Here is a 15310-nt window from a genome sequence, read left to right on the forward strand (position 1 = left end):
CGGCGCCCCCTCACCCTAACCCTCTCCCCGGAGGGGAGAGGGAACCTGCCTGAGCTCTTTGCGACTTGAGGACTCCGTCAATGGATATCGCCGTTCTTCTGCTCAGCATGTGTCTGTTCTTCGCCATCGGCATGCCGATCGCCTTCGCGCTGGCGCTGGCGGCGCTGGTCGGCGCGCTGTGGATCGATCTCCCCGTCGAAGCCGTGATGCAGCAGCTCTCATCCGGTGTCGGCAAGGTGTCGATGCTCACGGTGCCATTCTTCGTGCTGGCCGGTGCCATCATGGCCGAAGGCGGCATGGCCAAGCGCCTGGTCGATTTCGCCGCCGTCGTCATCGGCTTCACCCGCATCCGCGGCGGCCTCTCGCAGGTCAACATCCTCGCCACCACCATCATGTCCGGCATCTCCGGCTCGTCGGTGGCGGATACATCCGCGATCGGCTCGGTGATGATCCCGCAAATGGCCAAGCAGGGCTATCCGCGCGTGTTCGCCACCAATGTCACCATCTCCGCCTCGGTGCAGGCCATCATGGTGCCGCCCAGCCATAATGCCGTGATCTATTCGCTCGCCACCGGCGGCGTGGTGTCGATCACCAGCCTGTTTCTCGCCGGCATCGTGCCGGGCCTGCTGCTCGGCTTCGCCATCATGCTGCTGTGCCTGTATTTCGCCTATCGCGACGGCCATCCGAAAGGCGAGCCGGTGCCATTGAGGCAGGCGCTGAAAATGCTGGTCGATGCCACCTGGGGCATCATCACGCTGATCATCGTGCTCGGCGGGATTCTCACCGGCATCTTCACGCCGATCGAGGCCGGCGCCGTCGCCTGCGTCTGGGCGTTCTTCGTCACCATGTTCATCTATCGCGACTACAAATGGTCGGAATTGCCGATGCTGACCTATCGCACGCTGCAGACCGTGGCGATGGTGCTCACATTGGTCGCGACAGCCTCCTGCTTCGGCTATGTCGCCGCCTTGATGCAGATGCCGGCCAAGATGACCGACTTCTTCGTCGCCATCTCATCGAACAAATATGTGCTGCTGATGTGGCTCAACATCATGCTGCTGATCCTCGGCACGGCACTGGATCTCGCGCCGCTGCTGCTGATCTGCACGCCCATCCTGCTGCCGGTGGTGAAGAGCTTCGGCATCGATCCCGTGCATTTCGGCATCATCATGCTGCTCAATCTCGGTATCGGCCTGCTGACCCCGCCGGTCGGCACCACGCTGTTCGTCGGCTGCGCCATCGGCAAGGTGTCGGTGGACGAGGTGATGCGCGGCATCTGGCCGTTCTACTGGGTGATGTTCGCCGTTCTGATGCTGGTGACCTATGTGCCATGGTTCTCGATGGCCCTGCCGCATGCGTTTGGGTTTCGCTAGACGCACCCTCGGCTCCTCATCCTGAGGAGCGCGCAACGCGCGCGTCTCGAAGGATGGCTGCAAGCTCGGAGTGCCGGCATCTCATGGTTCGAGACGCGCGCCAGAGCGCGCTCCTCACCATGAGGGCGGAGGTCGCTGCTATCCTACCTCATCCGCCAGCTGCTTATACCGCGCCTTGCCATTCACCAGATGCCGCCGCATCGCCTCGCGCGCCTTGCGTGGCGAGCGCTCGGTGATGGCAGCGACGATCATCTGATGCTCTTTCTCGATGCTTTCGAGATAGCGCGTCTGCAGCTCGGCCTTGCCGTCGAAGGTGCGGATGCTCTGCCGCGGAATGATCAACCCGCCCAAAAATTCCAGAAAGCCGACGAAACGCGAATTCTGCGTGCCGACAGCGATGGCATAATGAAAATCGAAATCTTCCTTGATCGCACGGTCGCCCTTGGCGATGGCGCGGGTGAAGACATTGGCCGCCTTGGCGATCACCTTGATCTGCGCCGCCGTGGCGCGCTCGCTGGCAATCGCTGCGGCTTCCATCTCCACCGCCGTGCGCAGTTCGAGGATCTCGATCACGCTGTCCAGCGATCCCAGGCCCTCGGGATCGATGGCATATGGCTGCTGGCTGGCATCATTGTTGACAAAGGCGCCGGCGCCCTGTCGTGTGGTGACGAGGCCGCGGGCGCGCAGCGCCGAGATGGCCTCCCGCACCACCGTGCGGCTGACGCCCATGGCGGTCATCATCGCCTGCTCGGTCGGCAGCCGCGCCCCGGCCTGCAGATGGCCATCGGTGATCTGGGCTGCGATGCGCTCGACCACTTCCTCGGTGCGGCGGCGGACCGGATTGAGCGGACGCAGCAGGCCAGGTCGCGTCGATCCGCCACCGTTCTTGCGTGCAGAATGTTTAGCTTGTCCGGTCATCGTACAACCGGGCTATCATTGACCATGACAGCGCGCAAGTTCGCACGCTGCCGCATCGCGGCATCAGGCCTCTTCCAGCTCGTGCAGCTTGAGATCGCATTCCACCCAGGCGCCATGAATGGCAAAGCGCTGGAACGGCGAGTCCGGCACCGGTGTCTGCAGCGGCGCCAGGAACTGCGCATCCGCAGGGCTGCGCAGATGAAACTGCACATGGTGCGCGGCCAGCGCATTGCGCGACAGCCAGACCACGCCGGAAAACAGCTCGATCAGCAACTGGCCATAGGTATCCGCGCCGGCGATCCCGAGGTCGTAGGTTGGCGAGATCGTCATGAAGCGGGCGCGCAGCACCGGGCCTTCGAATTTCGGCATCAGCAATTTGCTGACCTGGCAAAAGGCGCGCGGTTCGGCGCCGTCGTAAAGGCCGTACAACGAGCCTTTGCCGCTTTGCACGAGGGGATCGAGTGCTGCGAAAGCGCCAAGCGCATAGGTCGAGAAATCCTCCTCGACGGCTTCGGCAGCCTTGCGCCAGTGCGATTTCAGTTTCGCCCAGCTGCGATCGGCATCGCTGATCGGCAACAGCCGCATTCCGCCCTCCCAGATCGGCATCATGCGCGACCGGGTCGGGAGTTTAGGTAAATACCTTCAAGAATTGGATAACGCGGAGATGCTTCGTTTGCGGGCCACACGCAGCGAGCGTAAAGGCCCGACGATTGCTGGACGTCAGACGCCAGCGGTGCTCAGGCCGGCCGCGGCGGCGGCGATCATGGCGCCGAAAATCCGCCAGGTGCGGGACGTCTTGGAGGTCGAGGCCGTGGTCTTGTTGCGCATGGGTCAAGTTCCAGTCAGCGGCTTTTGTGTCGCCATTCCCGGAAAATCGGGGTCCCCGCCGTCGAAGTCGAGGGGGCTGGAAAAATAGCAATGCGCGTACTGCCAGTGGGCTTGCGGGCAGCGGTTTTATTCTTTGTCGTTGTAGTGAGGCAGCTTGTTTCTTCTCGGCCATTGGCCGCTGCCGTAGGGTGGGTTGAGCGCAGGCGCGCGGCACCGGCGAAAACCCATCGGCCGATCCTGTCGCCCGAAGAGGTGGTGGGTTTTCGCTCCGCTGAACCCACCTGCGGCCGGGCGCCTCTATGCCTCGGGCTTTGCCGGTGCCTGGGCCACATCGACCCAGGTGGCCCCGGTCAATTCCGCCATACGTTCCGGGGTGACGCGAACCGAGCTGTTGATCGAGCCCGCCGCCGGCCACACCTCGGCATATTCCTGCAGCGACACGTCGCAATAGACCTGCAGCGGCGTGGCCAGGCCGAACGGGCAGACCCCGCCAACGGGATGGCCGGTCAGCGCCACAACCTCCTCAGCGCCCAGCATGCGCGGCTTGCCGCCCAATGCCTCGCGCGCCTTCTTGTTGTCGAGCCGCGCGGTGCCTTTGGTGACCACCAGCACGACGCGATCGCCGACCCGGACCGATAGCGTCTTGGCAATCTGCCCGGGCTCGACACCCAGTGCTTCGGCGGCGAGGGCCACGGTGGCGGAGCTTTTGTCGGTGACGAGGATGGTGAGATCAGGCGCCTTGGCGGCAAGATCGGCGCGGACGGATTCGAGGGACATAAGGAGATTTACGCTGCGTCGTGATGATCTGGTTGCGGAGGGGGGGCGACGGCGCCGCGATGCAGCACCACTGCGCCGAGCAGGCCGACGCCGAGGCAATACAACATGCCTTGGGTGACCTGCGAGATATGGCTGTTGAACAGCGAGCCGACGACGGTCATCGCGAAAATCCCGAGGCCCATGGCGCTGGCGAAATCGCGCCCACGCAGCAGCCAGAAATGCGCGGCCCACATGGCCAGCAGGATCGCGCCGCCGATCAGGCCGACCTGAAGCGTGGTGTGCAGAAACTGGTTGTGCGGGTCCGCCACGGCCTCGCCATAAGGCGACGGGCGCGTGGCTTCCAGGCTCTGATACAGCGGCCGGATGCTGCCGGTGCCGTGGCCGAGCAGAGGGGCCTGCTTCACGAACTCAGAAGCCTTGCTCCAGAAATCGATGCGCGATGCGGTCGAGACATTCTTGGTCTCGGTACCGGCGGTCACATCGGTTGCCATTTCGTTGAAACGCGATTTCGCGCCCGGCGACATTGCTAGCGTGGCGGCCACGATTGCGATGATCGGAAGACCGACGATGAACGCCGTTCGCCATCCGCCGATGGTGATGACGAGGATCGCGACCATGGTGAAGGCCACCAGCATGCCGGTCTTTGACACATAGATCAGGAAGATATCGGCGAAGAACAGCAGCGCCAGCAGACCAAGCGCGATGGCGCGGCGGCGATCGCCATCCGTCCAGACACGCCTTGCGCCAAGAGCGAGGCCAAGGGCGCAAATCGCAAAGCATTCGCTCTGCACCGCATTGTCCTTGAACGGCACGCCGATCGACTTGAACCAGCTCCATGGGCCAGTCGGCCAGAGCAGATATGCATAAGACAAGGCGAGGATCACAAGGCAGGAGGCCAGAAATCCATAGCCGATATGCAGCGCCTGCTTCTCCGTGAAGGCAGTCGCCAGCAGCAGCGGGATCAGCAGCAGTTTGGCGTAAGGGCCGACCCATTTGATCGCGCCGTTCAGCGGCAGCATGGACCACAGCACGCCAACCAGGATCAGCGCAAACAGCGCCACCGGCAGCGAGGATGCCGGCCGTCTGATGGTGGCGAGGAAGCGCGCGCGATCGAGCGTCAGCAGCGCCAATACGGCGAAGACGGACACCCCGATCGCCTGTCCGCTGGTGGAGAAGGGCAGGAAGAAGGCGGTGGCGATAGCAGCGATCTGCCTTGAGGCAGCAAGCTTTTCAGGCAGATCGGCTTTCGTCATATACCCAGTAGTTTCCGTGCGTTGTTCTTCAAGACCTTCGGACGCACCTCGTCGCGAATGTCGAGCTTGGCAAAATCGGCCATCCAGCGGTCCGGCATGATCACCGGCCAGTCGGAGCCGAACAACATCTTATCCTGAAGAATGGAATTGATATAGCGCACCAGGATCGGTGGGAAATATTTCGGCGACCAGCCGGAGAGGTCGATATACACGTTCGGCTTGTGGGTCGCCACCGACAAAGCTTCCTCCTGCCAGGGGAAGGACGGATGCGCGAGAATGATCTTCATGTCGGGAAAATCCACCGCGACATCGTCCATATACATCGGGTTGGAATATTTCAGCCGCATCCCCATGCCGCCCGGCATGCCTGAGCCGACGCCGGTCTGCCCGGTGTGGAACAGCGCGATGGCGCCGCCTTCCTGGATCGCCTCATAGAGTGGATAGGCCATCCGGTCATTGGCATAGAAGCCCTGCATGGTCGGGTGGAATTTGAAGCCCTTCACGCCGTATTCCGAGATCAGCTTGCGTGCTTCGCGCACACCGAGCTTGCCCTTGTGCGGGTCGATGGAGGCGAACGGGATCAGCACGTCAGCGTTTTGCTGGGCGATCTCCAGCATCTCGTAATTGTTGTAGCGGCGGAAGCCGGTCTCGCGCTCGGCATCGACAGGGAAGATCACGGCGGCGATTTTCTTGGCACGATAATAGGCCGCGGTTTCCTCGACGGTGGGCGGATGCTTGTGGGGCGATTTGAAATATTCCGCCATCCGCGCCTGGAAATCGTCATAGCCGTCATCCGCGTGGCAGCCGCAGGGCTCTTCCGCATGGGTGTGGATGTCGATGGCGACGAGGTCGTCGGGATTGAGCAGCTTCATGGCCGTGCGCTTCCTGGAATTTTTGTCGTTGTGGTTGACTGGTCAATTAGCAAAGCGGCGGGAGCAAAGGAAGGCGAGGGGCGCTTGCGCGATCATTACCCAGCACTCCCACTGTCATCGCCCGGCACCCATTGTCATCGCCCGGCTCGACCGGGCGATCCAGTAAACGAGGAAGCAGCCGTGTGTACTGGGTCACCCGGTCAAGCCGGGTGACGACAAAAGGAGAAGCCCTGCGACAGCATCGCCCGGTTGACCCGTGTCACTTAGTGACATAGGTTCTTGTCACTAAGTGACACAACGAGATCCCGCCAATGCCCCCCGACCGCGAAGATCCGCGCCTGACGGTTTCCCGCCACGCCGCCGAACTGTTTCTGGAACGCGGCGTCGCAGCGACCAGCGGCGATGACATCGCGGCCGCGGCCGGTCTCTCGAAACGCACCGTCTGGCGATACTTCCGTTCAAAGGAGAGTGCCGTGGAACCGCTTTTTGCTGTTTCTTCCCTGCGCTTTGCCAACCATCTCAGCGCATGGCCGCTCGACGTCTCCATCGAGGCCTATCTGCATGCGGTGGTCCGCCCGCAGGACCAGACCCCGCGCGAGATCGCCGATGACGTCCTCGCCGTGCGCCTGGTCGCGCTGCTGCCGAAGGAGCCGGCGCTGCGCTCGGCCTGGCTGATGTCTTGCCACGCCGCCGAGGAAACCATCATCGAGATGGTGGCGCGGCGGACCAAGCGATGGAGCACGGATTTCGACGTTCGCCTCTGTGGCGCAGCCGTGATGACGGCGCTGCGCATCGTCGATGAAGACATCGCAACCGCGGCGATCACCGATCGTCGCGCCTTCACGCTGCCGGAGGTGATCGACCGGATGGCCGAAGCGATACGAACCGCAAGCACCTTGCCGATCTGCGATCCCGTCGAGGCCTAGATCGGCCGACCACCAAGTCCCCATCTGTTTTCGTCAACCAACGGAGTCCCTCCCGATGGCATCAGCATTCGCGTATCCAAAAACCCGCCGCCTCGATCTCGTCGAAGAGCATTTTGGCCAACAGGTCGCCGATCCCTATCGCTGGCTGGAGGAAGATGTCCGCAACGACGCCGAGGTCGCCGCATGGGCCAGGACGCAGAACGACGTCACCCAAAGCTATCTCGCGACGCTGCCAGGCCGTGACATCTTCAAATCCCGCCTGCAAAAACTGTTCGATCATGAGCGCGTCAGCCCACCCTGGGCACGCGGTGGCCGCTATGTCTACACGCGCCAGACCGGCCTGCAGAACCAGCCAGTGCTGGTGATGCGCCACGGCCTCGAAGGCGCCGAGCGCGTGCTGATCGATCCCAATGACTGGTCGTCCGACGGCACCACGGCCCTGGGCGAATGGGCGATCTCCGATGACGGCGCGCTGATCGCCTATACGATCCAGCAGGCCGGCACCGACTGGCGCACCATCAAGGTGTTCGATGTGCATGCGCGTGAGATCCTCGCCGATGACGTCACGCGCGCACGCTTCATGACCATCGCCTGGACGAAGGATAGCAGAGGCTTCTTCTATTCGCGCTATCCCGATGCCGCCGGCGATGAGACCTCGCAGGCCGGCGTGCAAAACCACGCGGTCTATTATCATGCACTTGGCACATCACAGGCCGAGGACCGTTTGGTTTATGCGACACCGGATCAGCCGCACCTGATCAATATCGGCTACACCACCGACGACGGCCGCTATCTCGTGCTGATGTCCACGCCGGGGCCGGGCGCCAATGCGCTTGCGATTATCGATCTCGACGATCCCGTTTGGACGCCACGCCAGTTGATCACGGAGATTGACTCCGACTGGATGATCTACGGTAATGTCGGCACCCAACTCTTCATCGGCACCAACAAGGGCGCCGAGCGCAAGAAGATCGTGTCCGCGGATCTCGCGCAGCCTGACCTGGTGTTCGAAGACGTCGTCCCCGAGCAGGAGGCGACGCTGGGTTATGCCGCGCTACTCGGCGGCAAGCTGCTGGCCACCTATCTCGTCGATGCAAAGGCCGAGATGCGTCGCTACGCTCTCGACGGCACGTTCGAAGGCATGATCGATCTGCCCGGCATCGGCACCGTCGGCGGCTTCCGCGGCGAACAGGACAGCAACGAGGTGTTCTTCGTCTTCACCAGCTACAATATCCCCACCACGATCTATCGCTACGACGTTGCGAACAACACCACCTATGTCTGGGCCAGGCCCGATGCCGGCATCGATCTCGATCGCATCAATGTCGAGCAGCGCTTCTATCCGTCGAAGGATGGCACCCGGATTCCGATGTTCATCATCCGCCGCAAGGATGTCGCCGGTCCGGCGCCGACCCTGCTCTACGCCTATGGCGGCTTCGGCATCAGCATGATCCCGTTCTATGCACCGACCCAGATGGCCTGGGTGGAGCAGGGCGGCGTCTCCGTCGTCGCAAACATCCGTGGTGGCGGCGAATATGGAAAATCATGGCACGACGCCGGCCGCTTCGCGAACCGGCAGAACGCCTTCGATGATTTCATCGCGGCCGGCGAATACCTCAAGGCCGAAGGCATCACGTCGCCCGACGGTCTCGCGATCCAGGGCGAGTCCAATGGCGGCCTGCTGATGGGCGCCGTCACCAATCAGCGGCCGGATTTGTTCGCTGCAGTGCTGCCCGGTGTCGGCGTGATGGACATGCTGCGCTTTCCGCTCTTCACCGGCGGCAAGATGTGGATGGAGGATTTTGGCGATCCCCGGCAAGACAAACATTTCCACGCACTGCGCAGCTACTCGCCCTATCACAATGTGGAGTCAGGTAGGGACTATCCCGCGATCCTCGTCACGACGGCGGATACGGATGATCGCGTCATCCCCGGCCACAGTTTCAAATATGTCGCGGCGCTGCAGGCGGCGGATATCGGCGACAGACCGCATCTCCTCCGCGTCGAAACCCGCGCGGGACATGGCGCGGGCAAGCCTACGGACAAAGTGATCGATGAGACCGCCGATCAATGGGCCTTCATCGCGCATTGGACGGGATTACATGTGCGCCAACCGTAGGGCGGATGAGGCGAAGCCGTCATCCGCCGCGGCGTTTCAACCATGCAATCGGCCGGCGGATTACGCTTCGCTCATCCGCCCTACGCCGCGCGCGCCGTCGATGAACAACCGCCACGCCTTCTCGAAATACGCATCCTGCGCGTCGCTCGACGCGTAGGTCGTGCTGCCCAGCATCGCCCCGATCATCGGACCGACCGCGATGCTGTTGATCAGATGCGTCGCGAGAAACGCAACATCGCCGGGCCCGATCTCTCCCGCCTCCTGCGCTGCGCGCAGCAGGGCGAACAGCCGGTCCATGATCGGGTCCACCGTCCGGTTCGCCGCCGATTGCCCCACCACCAGCGCTTCGCTGAAGGCGATGCGCTTGAACGCCACCAGGGTCGGATCGAGATTGACCTCCAGCAGCCAGCGCGCGGCTGCGCGCAGCTGCTGCATCACGTCGCCGGTGGCTTCAGCCATGGCGGTCTGGAAATGCGCCTCGGTCTGCACCCGCGCATGCGCCACCACGCCTTCGAACAAAGCGAGCTTGGACGGATAGCGCCGATACACCGTGTCCTTGCCGACGCCGCAGGCCGCCACGACCTGCTCCACCGAGGTCGCCGCAAAGCCCTGCTGCGCGAACAGCCGCGACGCCGTCTCGATGATGTGGAGCGATTTGGCCTCCACATCGCCTTTGCGCGGGCGTCCGCCTCTGGATGGTGTCGATGCAGCCGGCATTCACGTCCTTCGTGTTTCGAGCAATTCCAATCTCAGATTTGCCCAGTCTTGGCAATCAATCTGGACAGGACGGTCCCGTCCCGTTTATTTGTCGCACCCATTGCGGTTGGGGATACGGGGAATTCGAATGGGAAGCGAACACAAGGTCATCGTCGGCGCGGCGATTGCCGCGGCTCTGATCAGCAGTCCGGATGCCGTGGCGCAGACGACCCGCGACCCGTCGGTATCGCTTCCCGCAGTCACCGTGCAGTCGCCGGAGCGTCGCGCCGCACGGCCCGCCGCCTCCCGCCGCACAGCCCAGCGTGGCACGCCGCGCGTTGCGGCCCGCGCGCCTGCAGCCACGGCGCCCGTCATGCAGCCGGTGAGCGCCACCAACACGTCCGATCGCTATCTCGACAAGAGCTCCGGCACCGCCACCAAAACCAATACGCCCGTGCTGGAAACGTCGCAGTCGATCTCCACCGTGACGCGCCGCCAGATGGACGACCAGAATGTCCAGACCGTCGGCAATGCGCTGCGCTACACCGCAGGCGTCATCTCCGATGCCGATACCAACTCCCGCTACGATTCGATTTTCATCCGCGGCTTCGGTTCGTTCGGTCTGACCACCAGTTATGTCAGCTATCTCGACGGGCTGAAGCTGCCACGCGGCCAGGCCTTTGCCGTCGCGTCCATCGATCCGTTCCTGCTTGATCGCGTCGATGTACTGAAAGGCCCTTCGGCCATGCTCTACGGCCAGAGCAGCCCCGGCGGTCTCGTCAACATGATCAGCCGCATGCCGAGCGCCACGCCCTTCAACGAATTCCGTCTCGAAGGCGGCACCTATGGCCGTATCCAGGCGGGCCTCACCAGCCAGGGCAAGCTGGATCAGGAAGGGCACTGGCTCTACAGCCTCACCGCCATCGGCCGCCAGTCCGGCACGCGCTATGACGGAGTCGATGAGCAGCGCGTTGCCGTCGCTCCTGCCATCACCTGGGCGCCGGACATGGACACGCGCCTGACCATCCAGAGCTACTATCAGAACGATCCGCAGGGCGGCTACTTCAACTCCATCTACGCGAAGTCGCTCGCGCCCGCGCAATATCGGCCTTATCTGAGTTCGAACCTCAATGTCGGCGATCCCTCGTTCGATCACTTCAAGCGCGAGCAATATGGTGTCGGCTATCAGTTCGACAAACGCTTGAATGACGTGGTCAGCCTGTATTCGACCCTGCGCTACGGCCATGTGCAGACCGACTTCCAGTCGCTGCAGATGAATGCGCCGATGACCGCGACCGGCCAGCTGCCGCGCTGGGGCATCCGCTCGCTGGAGGATGTCGATAACCTCGCCGCCGACAATCGCCTGCAATTCGATTTCGGCACCGGCGCCCTGCAGCACAAGCTTGTCACCGGCGTCGACTATCAGGAGACGCGCAGCAACTGGATCTATCAGATCGGCGGCGCCACGGCGCTCGACGTGGTCAATCCCGTCTACGGCCAGCCGGTCGGTCCGTTCGCGACTTTCATCAATAACGGCCAGACCCTGTCCCAGGCCGGCCTCTATGCGCAGGACCAGATCAGCCTCGGCGGCTGGCGTGCCACGCTCGGCGTGCGCCACGACTGGGCTGATCAGACGACCGACAACCGCCTTGCGACATCGCGCGCCACCCAGTCCGATGCCAAGACCACCTATCGCGCCGGATTGCTGTATCGCTTCGACAATGGCGTCGCGCCCTATGTGAGCTATGCCACCTCGTTCGAGCCGGTGTCCGGCGTCAGCGCCAACGGCCTGCCTTTCGTGCCGACCACCGGCGAGCAATATGAAGCCGGCGTCAAATATCAGCCGACTTTCCTGCCGATCCTGCTCACCGCCGCGGTGTTCGATATCCGCCAGCAGAATGTGCAGTCGCCGTCATCGACGCCCGGCTTCTTCGTCCAGCAGGGCGAGGTGCGCTCCACCGGTGTGGAGTTGGAAGCACGCGGCAATATCACCGATAGCCTTGAGCTCGTCGGCGCACTGACTTTCCTCGACACGCGCGTGACCAAATCCACGGATGCGCTGCTGCTCGGCATGCGTCCGCAGGCCGTGCCGGATTTCTACGGTTCGGCCTGGGCAAACTACACCTTCCGCACCGGTCCGGTGACGGGCCTGACTGTCGGTGCCGGTGTCCGCCATGTCGGCGCGACCTTCGGCGACGACTACAACACATTGCAGACGGCAGCCTATACGGTTGCGGACCTTGCGCTGAAATATGAACTCGGCAATCTCAATCGCACGCTGAACGGCGCGGCGCTGACACTCAACGTCAACAACCTGTTCGACAAGGAATATTATTCGAGCTGCTCGTCGGGCTTCTATTGCCAATACGCCAATCGCCGCACGGTGCTGGCGGGGCTGCGGTATCGGTGGTGATGCGTTCCGCTTGTCGTCACCCGGCTCGACCGGGTGACCCAGTAACCTCAGGCGCAGCGGTGTCTACTGGATCGCCCGGTCAAGCCGGGCGAAGACAGGCAGAGATGTCTGTGCCCTCATGACCCCGCGCACCATCCGCATCTGGTCATGGCTGCATCGCTGGACCAGCCTTATCTGCACGCTGTTCGCGCTGATGCTGTGCATCACCGGTCTGCCCTTGATCTTCAAGGATGAGCTCGGCCCAGACCTCAAGTTAGAGGCCACCACGACAGCGCCGGGTACAGCCTCCATCGACGACATCATCGCGCGTGCCAAGGCTGCGCGTCCAGGGCAGGTCGTGCCCTATCTGTTTTACGACCGCGACCACCCCATCGTGAAAGTGCCGACATCGCCGTTGATGACCACCGATCCCGGCGATTTCCACTATCAGGTGTTCGACACCCGCACGGGCCGGCAGATCGAGGTGCCGCAGCCCAATGAGGGCTTTCTCTACATCATGCTGCGGCTGCATCTCGATCTGTTCGCCGGCATCGGCGGCACGCTGTTTCTCGGCTTCATGGGCCTGTTGCTGTGCATCGCCATCGTCTCCGGTGTCGTGCTCTATGGCCCGTTCACGCGCCGGCTGGATTTCGGCGCTATCAGACGCGGCAAGCCGCAGCGCACATGGCTCGATCTGCACAATCTGCTCGGCATCGGCACGCTCGCCTGGTTCGCCGTCGTCAGCTTCACCGGCGTGATCAACACGCTGGCGGCGCCTATCGAGCTTGCGTGGCAGGCCAATCAGCTTGTCGAGATGGCCGCCCAGGCCAAGCCTGCCGAGGATCCCACGAAGCGCGCCCGCATCGACGACGTGCTGCGCGAAGTCCGCATCGCTGTGCCCGGCATGAATGTGATGACCGTCGCTTTCCCCGGCACGCCGTTTGCGACGCCATCACATGTCGCGATCTTCCTCACCGGCAACACGCCGATCACCAGCCGCATCCTCAAGCCCGCATTGGCCGATGCGACCACCGGGCAGATCGTCTCGGTGCGCGACATGCCCTGGTATGCGACAGCTCTCTTCATGTCGCAGCCGCTCCACTTCGGCGACTATGGCGGCCTGCCGTTGAAAATCATCTGGGCGCTGCTGGATGTGGTGACCATCGTTGTGCTGATCAGCGGCTTGTATCTGTGGTGGGCAAAGCGCCGACGGCGCCGCTCGACCGGCACGACGATCGCCGGATTGCAGGCGGCAGCGCGATGAGCAGCTTCATGCGACAATGGCTGTGGCCGATCGTGTTGGCGATGGTAACCGTGTTCGGCCTGCTCGCAGCCTTGGTCGGCGAGGGCGGCACCTGGTGGGCGCTGAGCTGGTTGCTGCTCGCCGTACCGTTGCTGGTGATCGCGAAGGCACTCAGCCGTAGGGCGGATTAGCGTAAGCGCCATCCGCCGCGGAGTTTCAACCATGTACTCGGCCGGCGGAAGACGCCTTCGGCTCATCCGCCCTACGGCCTGACTGACAGGATATCGTCGCAGTTCTCGCAATAGGCAGGAGGTCGGCATATGTTGGAAGTTGAGATGCGAGGTTGTCCCTGAAGGATGATTACGCGCTCATTCAGGGGCCCGTGCTATCGCATAGCGCGGGCTTCCGCGTTGCGATCCATGGAATATGCGGATCACGCCGATATCCGAAATTACTTTTGGGGGCGTCTTCACCAGGTAGCTACCCACAGCACTGTGTTGCCACGTTAATTTCTGGGAACGAGCTGCAGGCGGTTTGAGCGACTAGGCTCCTCACTCACCCCGCCTGCGACGCCTGCATGCAGATATCCTGCGCGGTTCGTCGCAGCGGCACGAGATACTTCTCCTTCGCCTGCTCCTCGCTCAGCGTCCCCGAGATCGTGTTGATGCTGATCGCGGCCACCACGCGGCCGGCTTGGTCGCGCACGGGCACGGCGATGCCGCAGATCGCGGGATCCAGTTCGCCGTCGATCCAGCCATAGCCGTCACGGTCCACGCGGATGAGTTCGCGCTCCAGTGCAGCGGGGTCGGTGACGGTGCGCGCGGTGATCTGCTCGAAGACGGTGGTGGTGAGATAGTCCGCGCGCTTGTCGGCCGGCAGTGCCGCCAGCAGCACACGGCCGAGCGAGACGACATTGGCGGGCAGGCGGCTGCCGACGGCGAGATTGGCGGAGAGAATCCGCCGGGCGGGCAGGCGCAGCGCATAGACGATTTCGGTCTCGTCCAGCACCGCCAGCGCGCAGGATTCGCCGGTTTCGTTGCGGAGATCTTCCAGCGCGCGCTGGGCATAGGCCCAATAGGGCAGCGCGTTGAGATAGGACAGGCCGAGGCCGAGCGCGCGCGGGCGCAGGCTGAAATAGCGGCCATCGGCCTCGCAATATTTCATCACCACCAGTGTCGCTAGCATTCGACGGGCCGTGGCGCGGCTGAGGCCGGCGGTCGCCGCGACTTCCGAGAGCGTGTGGCGCCCCGGCGCCTTGCCCAATGCTTCGACCGTCGCAAAGCCACGCGCGATCGCGCGGACGAAACCATCACTCTCTTTAGCCACGTCGTGTCCCCTCAGCCCGCTTTGCAGGTCAATCGAATTCGCATAAAAATCATTCGCAAAATGAATAAAAAGTTCGCCTGATGAACATTATGGGAGCCGGCGCCATGGTGCAAGCGCAAGATTTTGAAACCGATTTCTGGAAAGACGCGAATTTACGGAAGGTCTGGGATGAGATCGTCCCCGGCGTCCCCCGCAAAACGCTGCCTTATCTGCTGACCAAGGAAGCGATCCAGTTGTATTGCCGCTCGGTCGGTGAAGATCATCCACTGTACTTCGATGAAGCTTACGCGAAGGCGTCGCCCTGGAAGGGGCTGATCGCGCCGCCGTCGATTCACATCCTGCTGATGTTTTCCTGCACGCCGACCGACGACTGGATGCGCACGCCCGGCACCGTGAATGCCGGCCAGAGCTGGAGCTACAACATCCCCGCGCGGCCGGGCGACACCATCACGCTGCAGGCCCGTGCGCTCGACAAATTCATCAAGCGCGAACGGCTGTTCGTCGTGCACGACAACGTGTTCTTCAATCAGCACGGCGACGTCATCTGTTCTGGCCGTGGCCAGACCATTCGTCCGATGTGAGGGAGA

General features: G+C 62.9%; 14 protein-coding genes. 7 read left to right on the forward strand and 7 right to left on the reverse strand.

The features are described 5' to 3' along the window. Positions 1–80 precede the first annotated feature (80 nt). Complete coding sequence (locus ACIQ2A_RS00945) at positions 81–1373, forward strand: TRAP transporter large permease (protein ID WP_398474783.1); 1293 nt, start codon at positions 81–83, stop codon at positions 1371–1373. Between the two features lie 138 nt (positions 1374–1511). Here ACIQ2A_RS00945 and ACIQ2A_RS00950 read toward each other — a convergent pair whose 3' ends face one another. From ACIQ2A_RS00950 to ACIQ2A_RS00970, 5 genes are all read right to left on the reverse strand, one after another. Further along, complete coding sequence (locus ACIQ2A_RS00950) at positions 1512–2291, reverse strand: FadR/GntR family transcriptional regulator (RefSeq protein ID WP_398474785.1); 780 nt, start codon at positions 2289–2291, stop codon at positions 1512–1514. Positions 2292–2354: 63 nt separating this feature from the next. After that, positions 2355–2876 carry a hypothetical protein gene (locus tag ACIQ2A_RS00955; protein WP_398474787.1) on the reverse strand — a complete coding sequence of 174 codons (522 nt, stop codon included), beginning with the start codon at positions 2874–2876 and terminating at the stop codon, positions 2355–2357. A gap of 540 nt (positions 2877–3416) precedes the next feature. After that, positions 3417–3896, reverse strand: coding sequence for a YbaK/EbsC family protein (locus ACIQ2A_RS00960; protein WP_398474789.1), 480 nt, complete (start codon positions 3894–3896; stop codon positions 3417–3419). Between the two features lie 8 nt (positions 3897–3904). Continuing rightward, complete coding sequence (locus tag ACIQ2A_RS00965) at positions 3905–5149, reverse strand: O-antigen ligase family protein (RefSeq protein ID WP_398474791.1); 1245 nt, start codon at positions 5147–5149, stop codon at positions 3905–3907. Then, positions 5146–6021, reverse strand: coding sequence for an amidohydrolase family protein (locus ACIQ2A_RS00970; protein WP_398474793.1), 876 nt, complete (start codon positions 6019–6021; stop codon positions 5146–5148). Before ACIQ2A_RS00970 ends, ACIQ2A_RS00965 begins: the two co-directional genes overlap by 4 nt. A 311-nt stretch (positions 6022–6332) precedes the next feature. Here ACIQ2A_RS00970 and ACIQ2A_RS00975 point away from each other — a divergent pair, with 311 nt between their 5' ends. After that, complete coding sequence (locus ACIQ2A_RS00975) at positions 6333–6947, forward strand: helix-turn-helix domain-containing protein (RefSeq protein WP_398474795.1); 615 nt, start codon at positions 6333–6335, stop codon at positions 6945–6947. A 55-nt stretch (positions 6948–7002) separates the two neighbouring features. Then, positions 7003–9066, forward strand: a complete 2064-nt coding sequence (locus tag ACIQ2A_RS00980) for a prolyl oligopeptidase family protein (protein ID WP_398474797.1) — start codon at positions 7003–7005, stop codon at positions 9064–9066. A 60-nt stretch (positions 9067–9126) separates the two neighbouring features. Here the strand turns inward: ACIQ2A_RS00980 and ACIQ2A_RS00985 are convergent, their stop codons facing one another. Then, a complete protein-coding gene (locus ACIQ2A_RS00985) occupies positions 9127–9783 on the reverse strand; it encodes a TetR/AcrR family transcriptional regulator (RefSeq protein ID WP_398474799.1) in 657 nt (218 codons plus the stop codon). A 127-nt stretch (positions 9784–9910) separates the two neighbouring features. Here ACIQ2A_RS00985 and ACIQ2A_RS00990 point away from each other — a divergent pair, with 127 nt between their 5' ends. From ACIQ2A_RS00990 to ACIQ2A_RS01000, 3 genes are all read left to right on the forward strand, one after another. Further along, positions 9911–12175, forward strand: coding sequence for a TonB-dependent siderophore receptor (locus ACIQ2A_RS00990; RefSeq protein WP_398474802.1), 2265 nt, complete (start codon positions 9911–9913; stop codon positions 12173–12175). A gap of 118 nt (positions 12176–12293) precedes the next feature. Then, positions 12294–13418, forward strand: coding sequence for a PepSY-associated TM helix domain-containing protein (locus tag ACIQ2A_RS00995; RefSeq protein WP_398474804.1), 1125 nt, complete (start codon positions 12294–12296; stop codon positions 13416–13418). Beyond that, the gene (locus tag ACIQ2A_RS01000) at positions 13415–13588 is read left to right on the forward strand and encodes a hypothetical protein (protein WP_398474806.1); all 174 of its coding nucleotides are present in this window, start codon (positions 13415–13417) and stop codon (positions 13586–13588) included. Before ACIQ2A_RS00995 ends, ACIQ2A_RS01000 begins: the two co-directional genes overlap by 4 nt. Positions 13589–13952: 364 nt before the next feature. On the opposite strand, the gene ACIQ2A_RS01005 is transcribed toward ACIQ2A_RS01000, so the two are convergent. Then, positions 13953–14723, reverse strand: a complete 771-nt coding sequence (locus ACIQ2A_RS01005) for an IclR family transcriptional regulator C-terminal domain-containing protein (RefSeq protein ID WP_398474808.1) — start codon at positions 14721–14723, stop codon at positions 13953–13955. A 104-nt stretch (positions 14724–14827) separates the two neighbouring features. Here ACIQ2A_RS01005 and ACIQ2A_RS01010 point away from each other — a divergent pair, with 104 nt between their 5' ends. Next, positions 14828–15304, forward strand: coding sequence for a MaoC family dehydratase (locus tag ACIQ2A_RS01010; protein ID WP_398474810.1), 477 nt, complete (start codon positions 14828–14830; stop codon positions 15302–15304). Positions 15305–15310: the final 6 nt, after the last annotated feature.

The sequence above is a fragment of the Tardiphaga sp. genome (genome assembly GCF_044336785.1).
Classification (GTDB): Bacteria; Pseudomonadota; Alphaproteobacteria; order Rhizobiales; family Xanthobacteraceae; genus Tardiphaga.

Bases quoted from the DNA above. Each gene is read 5' to 3' on its own strand.
- ACIQ2A_RS00990 (WP_398474802.1), top strand. From the start codon at position 9,911: ATGGGAAGCGAACACAAGGTCATCGTCGGCGCGGCGATTGCCGCGGCT.
- ACIQ2A_RS00970 (WP_398474793.1), bottom strand. From the start codon at position 6,021: ATGAAGCTGCTCAATCCCGACGACCTCGTCGCCATCGACATCCACACC.
- ACIQ2A_RS00985 (WP_398474799.1), bottom strand. From the start codon at position 9,783: ATGCCGGCTGCATCGACACCATCCAGAGGCGGACGCCCGCGCAAAGGC.
- ACIQ2A_RS00965 (WP_398474791.1), bottom strand. From the start codon at position 5,149: ATGACGAAAGCCGATCTGCCTGAAAAGCTTGCTGCCTCAAGGCAGATC.
- ACIQ2A_RS01010 (WP_398474810.1), top strand. From the start codon at position 14,828: ATGGTGCAAGCGCAAGATTTTGAAACCGATTTCTGGAAAGACGCGAAT.
- ACIQ2A_RS00945 (WP_398474783.1), top strand. From the start codon at position 81: ATGGATATCGCCGTTCTTCTGCTCAGCATGTGTCTGTTCTTCGCCATC.
- ACIQ2A_RS00975 (WP_398474795.1), top strand. From the start codon at position 6,333: ATGCCCCCCGACCGCGAAGATCCGCGCCTGACGGTTTCCCGCCACGCC.
- ACIQ2A_RS00980 (WP_398474797.1), top strand. From the start codon at position 7,003: ATGGCATCAGCATTCGCGTATCCAAAAACCCGCCGCCTCGATCTCGTC.
- ACIQ2A_RS00960 (WP_398474789.1), bottom strand. From the start codon at position 3,896: ATGTCCCTCGAATCCGTCCGCGCCGATCTTGCCGCCAAGGCGCCTGAT.
- ACIQ2A_RS00995 (WP_398474804.1), top strand. From the start codon at position 12,294: ATGACCCCGCGCACCATCCGCATCTGGTCATGGCTGCATCGCTGGACC.
- ACIQ2A_RS00950 (WP_398474785.1), bottom strand. From the start codon at position 2,291: ATGACCGGACAAGCTAAACATTCTGCACGCAAGAACGGTGGCGGATCG.
- ACIQ2A_RS01000 (WP_398474806.1), top strand. From the start codon at position 13,415: ATGAGCAGCTTCATGCGACAATGGCTGTGGCCGATCGTGTTGGCGATG.
- ACIQ2A_RS00955 (WP_398474787.1), bottom strand. From the start codon at position 2,876: ATGCGGCTGTTGCCGATCAGCGATGCCGATCGCAGCTGGGCGAAACTG.